The sequence below is a fragment of the bacterium genome (genome assembly GCA_024224155.1).
GTDB lineage: Bacteria > Acidobacteriota > Thermoanaerobaculia > Multivoradales > JAHEKO01 > CALZIK01.
Genome location: JAAENP010000062.1, coordinates 1 through 4,563, shown reverse-complemented (window position 1 = coordinate 4,563; position 4,563 = coordinate 1). Strand labels below are relative to the sequence as shown.

General features: G+C 64.7%; 7 protein-coding genes. 1 reads left to right on the top strand and 6 read right to left on the bottom strand.

The genetic code is table 11. The annotated features are described in order from the left end of the window. Window positions 1–123: 123 nt before the first annotated feature. From GY769_04000 to GY769_03975, 6 genes are all read right to left on the bottom strand, one after another. On the bottom strand, window positions 124–633 hold the full coding sequence (locus GY769_04000; protein ID MCP4201077.1) for a DUF4440 domain-containing protein: 510 nt from the start codon (window positions 631–633) through the stop codon (window positions 124–126). 457 nt (window positions 634–1,090) lie between these two features. After that, a complete protein-coding gene (locus GY769_03995; GenBank protein MCP4201076.1) occupies window positions 1,091–1,756 on the bottom strand; it encodes a trypsin-like peptidase domain-containing protein in 666 nt (221 codons plus the stop codon). A gap of 25 nt (window positions 1,757–1,781) precedes the next feature. Further along, entirely contained in the window at window positions 1,782–2,156 is a 375-nt protein-coding gene (locus tag GY769_03990) for a hypothetical protein (GenBank protein MCP4201075.1), read from the bottom strand. Next, window positions 2,153–2,608, bottom strand: coding sequence for a gamma-glutamylcyclotransferase (locus GY769_03985; GenBank protein MCP4201074.1), 456 nt, complete (start codon window positions 2,606–2,608; stop codon window positions 2,153–2,155). The genes GY769_03990 and GY769_03985 overlap by 4 nt, the downstream gene beginning before the upstream one ends. Before the next feature lie 228 nt (window positions 2,609–2,836). After that, window positions 2,837–3,538, bottom strand: coding sequence for a site-2 protease family protein (locus GY769_03980; protein MCP4201073.1), 702 nt, complete (start codon window positions 3,536–3,538; stop codon window positions 2,837–2,839). Window positions 3,539–3,569: 31 nt separating this feature from the next. After that, a complete protein-coding gene (locus GY769_03975; protein MCP4201072.1) occupies window positions 3,570–3,848 on the bottom strand; it encodes a DinB family protein in 279 nt (92 codons plus the stop codon). 191 nt (window positions 3,849–4,039) lie between these two features. Between GY769_03975 and GY769_03970 the strand changes: the two genes are divergently transcribed. Continuing rightward, on the top strand, window positions 4,040–4,563 hold a 524-nt coding region (locus GY769_03970), incomplete at its 3' end, for a hypothetical protein (GenBank protein MCP4201071.1).

Genomic DNA, 4,563 nt, shown 5'->3' with positions numbered 1-4,563 from the left:
CTCTCTTCCTTCGCTAGAGGCTCACTCCGAGAGGTATGCGGCCGGTGCCTTCGGGGACACGATTCCTTCGTGTCCCCTCCGGCTGGTTTTCGACGCCGTGGGCAGTCCCGACGGCCTGCGTACCTACTCCCCCCCAGCCTCCGGCGGCCCGTTGGCGTTGAACATGTCCGCCGACACCATCCAGGACCCGTCGTCCTGTTTCTGCCACACCGTCAAGTACTTCCCCGTGATCTTGGCCGGGCCGGCTTCCGAAGGCATCGTCATCTCATAGCTACCGATCGTGTAGCCGAGATCGGCACCCTCGCTCACCACTGCGTCCGACGGTGCCCAGGTCACCGAGAACCCGTCCATTGCCTCGAGTCCAGCGATGACCTCGCGGATGGCCTCTCGTCCCTTCGCCATCGGGGCCCCTGGAGGGAGCAGATAGGCACCATCGATTACGTTCAGCGCAAAGACCTCGGCCGGGTTCTCGCTGGTGGAGTAGGCCTCGTTCCAGGCCCGGTCGGCCGCCATCAATGAGGCTCGCTCGGCTTCGAGGTCGATCTCGGGCTCGGGGGCCGGGGGCTCCGGTGCAGGCGCGCAGGCGAGGGCGAGCGCCAGGCATGCCGAGGTTACGAACAGGAAGTTCCGCATGAATCTCCTCCTTCGTGGTGATTCCAGGAATATCGAAAGGAGAATCGTAACAGAGATCGGGGACACCATTCCTTGGTGTCCCCTCCCGATTGGTTTTGCGCGAGGCGGCGCCGGGCTTCGCCCGCCGCGCTCCTTCTCCCTGTCATCCTGAGCGCAGCGAAGGATCCCTCCTACCTGACGACCGACCCTATGTGGTTCCGCCTACCGATTGAAGGCGGCCGGTGCGCTCTTCTCGCTCGCGCCCTCGAAGACTCGGGCTGATCGCTCGCGAGCAAGAGGCACGCGGCCGGCCTTTCACGCACAGTACTGGATGGAGACCATTATTCCTGGAAGCTACGGTCACGGACACACCAGGCACCGCGGTAGCCGACGGTCACAGGAGGTTAAACACTCACGCAGCAGTTAGGCCGTTATGCGGAACCAATCCTCGACGGTTAGATTCAGCCGCAACAGGGTTCTATCCCCTCACAACCTCCCTCTCGATCTCCGCGAATACCTCCACCGAGAACGCCCGGTTGACCAGCACGGTCCTCCCGCCCTTCACGCCCCGCTTCGTCCACGCTTCGTGCATCATCGCCACCACGTTCCCATCCAGATCCAGCACAGGTCCGCCCGAGAAGCCCGGGATCCCCTCGCCGATGAACTCGATGAAGTCGACGATGTTGCCCTGGTAGTCGACTTCGCCGATCGCGGAGATGACGGCCTCGCGGATGGCGACTCTGCCGCTCGGGGCGTTCCAGCCGAGATACACAACTGTGTCACCGGGTCGAAGGCGCCGGAAGTCCCCGGCCTTGAAGGGGCGGCCGGAGAGCGCGCCCTCGGGATCGGCGAGGTCCAGCACGGCCAGGTCGTATCTGGGAATCCGATAGCGGACCTTCAGCTCGAGCTGTTTCGAGCCTTCCTGAACCGCCTGGAACGTGTACGAGCCGGCATTGTCGACCACATGGTCCGCGGTCACTAGCGAGCGCTTTTCGCCGACGACAAAGGCGGTACCGATGGGCGCCTCCTGACCGGCTCTCCTGATCACTCCGATGCTCTCGAGTGAGAATCGGATCTGAACGGTTTCCTGAGCCGCCAGGCCAGTAGCCAGCAGGCAAAGCAGAATTGTGGCTATGCGCTTCATGCGCCGATTCTAGCCGTGGGGCGGCCTAGGAGTGGCCGCGAGCCAGCCGGGCCCCGCCTGCATAAGCCAGCGCGGCTGCCCCGAGCATCGCCTCACCCACGAAGGGCCCGACGTGGACGAGTAACACTATGGCGTCCGCCGCCAGAATCACCGCCGCGAGCCCGAGGATCCAGGGCGTTAGGCGCGAGGCGACCTGTACCGCCACTATGGCGAGTACCGCGATGAACAGCCAGTGAACCGAAGGGTAGAGCCACAACCCGCCGATGGCGCCCGAGAGCATGCCCTCGATGTTCGATTCCGCCACCGTGCTCGTGACGTCGACGTATCCGCTGCCGTGGAACGCCGCCGTGGCTGCGAGGACGACCGAGCCGAGCCAGACGAGGCCTCGCGGGTTGTTCACGTTCCGTTGCTTTCGTCTTCTGGCGGCAGAAACGACTCCAGCCGCTCGATGTACTCCTCCGGGAACCCCAGCTCTCGTGCCGGCGCAAGGATGCGATGAACGTAGTCCGCGCTCGCTGGCGCCTCGGGAAGCGAATCCGCGACGTAGCAGAGGGCCGCTTCGATGGTCTCCGAGCCCGTCGAGACCGGAACCAGGCGGGGCAGGTAGATGCCTCCGAGAACTTCCAGGGCGTGAGCGTAGAGTCGCTCGAGCTCTTGGTCGCCCGCCGAAGCCACGACGCCCCAGACCGTTTGGCCCTTGGACTCGAAAACGTTGGCGAGCGGGCGGATCGAGATGTCGTAGTCGTCCAGGCGCGCAACCTCGAATCGGTCGGGAACCAGATCCACCTCCCGCAGCACGGATCGGTTGATGTAGGAGCCGTAGAAGAAAGCCAGTTTCTTGGATTGAGTCATTGTGTCGCTCCAGTCGAGAAGAAATCCCGTAACCGACCCGCCAGCCACGGTCCCAAGAGCGTCGTCAACAGCACGAGCACCCAGAGCCGACCGGCAAGGGCATTGTAGTCGCGCAGGAGCCGCGCCCAGGGCTGGCGTGGCGAGCGCCTCGCGCAGTGCGCCGTGGAGAATCATCAGGATTGCTATCCCGAGCCACACGGCGAAGATCCGAGTCCAGAGCCATCGGCTCTACCCGTATTGGGCGCCAGGGTAGAGGAGATTCACCGCGAACAGAAACACCGGATGGTAGAGGGAGCCGAAGAGCTTCCAGGCCACCAGGATTCCGACCCAGCCGATCATGGGCTGCCGGCTGAAGCCCTGGTAGGCCTCGAGGGCGGACCGGGGGAGGACGAGTGCCAGGGCGCCGTAGCCGTCGAGGGGCGGGACGGGGATGAGGTTGAGAAGTAAGAGCACCAGGTTGAGCGAAAAGAAGACGCTAAGAACGAATGCGACGGCCTGGGCCGGGCCCGCGCTCGCGGCCTCGGTGACCTGGGAGAAGAAGACCGACGAGGGGGCCGTGAAAACAGACGTCTTGACGCCCACCGAGATGATGGCCGCCGCGACGAGCACGAGCAGAAGATTGGCTCCGGGCCCGGCGAGGGCCATCCATCCAGCCCGCTTTGGGTGACGCCGAGCCCAGTCCGGGTCGTAGGGCGCGCTGGCGAAGCCGAACGGCCACCCGGTCAGAATCACGCTCAGGATCGGCAAGATGACCATCCCGAAGGGCTCGCGCCGGATGTGCGGAATGGGATCGAGCGAGACCTGGCCGCCGTAGTAGGCAGTCAGGTCACCACCGAGCTTCGCGGCCCAGGCATGGGCGGCTTCGTGGAGGGTGACCGCGAAGAGGAAGACGACGTAGAAGACGGCACCCTCGAGGAGTTGATCCGGCATGCGAGATGGATTGTACGACGGCCGCTGCCGCTCAGCCCATCAGGTACTGACGCCTCCGGATCTGCCGAATATGCCTATCCAGATGAAGCTGATCCATCGCGACCGCCTGGGTCACGGTCATCGGGCCCGCGACCGGGTGAACGAAGACGGCCTTGGCGACGCCGTCACGAACGAGACCCGCGGCATAGGCCCCCAGCCACTGCTGATTCTCGTCCCATTCGCGCCGCAGCTCGGCCAGCGAACGATCGCCTTGCGGGCCCATCCGGGGCGACGGAATCTTCACGGGAATGGGGTACTTGAGTACCAGCATCACCACCGAGTAGACGAGGCGGGCCTTGAGACCGCGTTTTCGCTCAACGAGTTGGGACGCGGGTCGCGGCCTTCATGGCTTGGGTTTTTGTCACGGCGTAAGTCGAGACCTACCCCGAAAGGCGGGGCGCGGAGATCCGGGGCGGGCGTACCCTTTCAAAGGGTTCGCCCCCGTACTGAAGGAGTCCTGTTATGCGGAATCTCCGCTACCTCGCTTCGGTGCTCATTGTCGTGGGTGGCGCGACGGCCGGTGACGCCACCGTCCGGTACGTCAAGCACCCGGGCACCGATGCCGGTGCATGTACCAGCTCTTCCGCGCCTTGCCACACGATCGGCTACGCGGTGTCCCAATCCCTTTCCGGAGATACCATCCGTGTCCACGACGGCTTCTACTCAGAGACCCTTCAGGTACTCACCGGGATTGACCTGACGATCGAAGGCGGCTGGACCGCCTCCTTCGGTTGGCGGAACCTCGATCCTGCGGGGACCCGCATCGACCCAGACGACAGCGGAACCGCGATCGTCGTTCAGCCCGCCACCGGCTCGGCTCATGTACGCCTGGAGTCATTGACGATTCGCGACGGCACGGCCTCGGGCAGTCCCTACGGTGGCGGCGTCTCGGTTCGGGCCTTGACGGCGGCAGCCACGGCCAAGGTCACTCTCGACCACGTCGTTTTGCGCGAGAATCACGCGGGGACCGGTGGCGGCGCCGCGGT

What these genes read in the sequence shown, in the direction of transcription:
- GY769_04000 (MCP4201077.1), bottom strand. Translation starts at nt 633, where the DNA reads ATGCGGAACTTCCTGTTCGTAACCTCGGCATGCCTGGCGCTCGCCCTC.
- GY769_03995 (MCP4201076.1), bottom strand. Translation starts at nt 1,756, where the DNA reads ATGAAGCGCATAGCCACAATTCTGCTTTGCCTGCTGGCTACTGGCCTG.
- GY769_03985 (MCP4201074.1), bottom strand. Translation starts at nt 2,608, where the DNA reads ATGACTCAATCCAAGAAACTGGCTTTCTTCTACGGCTCCTACATCAAC.
- GY769_03980 (MCP4201073.1), bottom strand. Translation starts at nt 3,538, where the DNA reads ATGCCGGATCAACTCCTCGAGGGTGCCGTCTTCTACGTCGTCTTCCTC.
- GY769_03975 (MCP4201072.1), bottom strand. Translation starts at nt 3,848, where the DNA reads ATGCTGGTACTCAAGTACCCCATTCCCGTGAAGATTCCGTCGCCCCGG.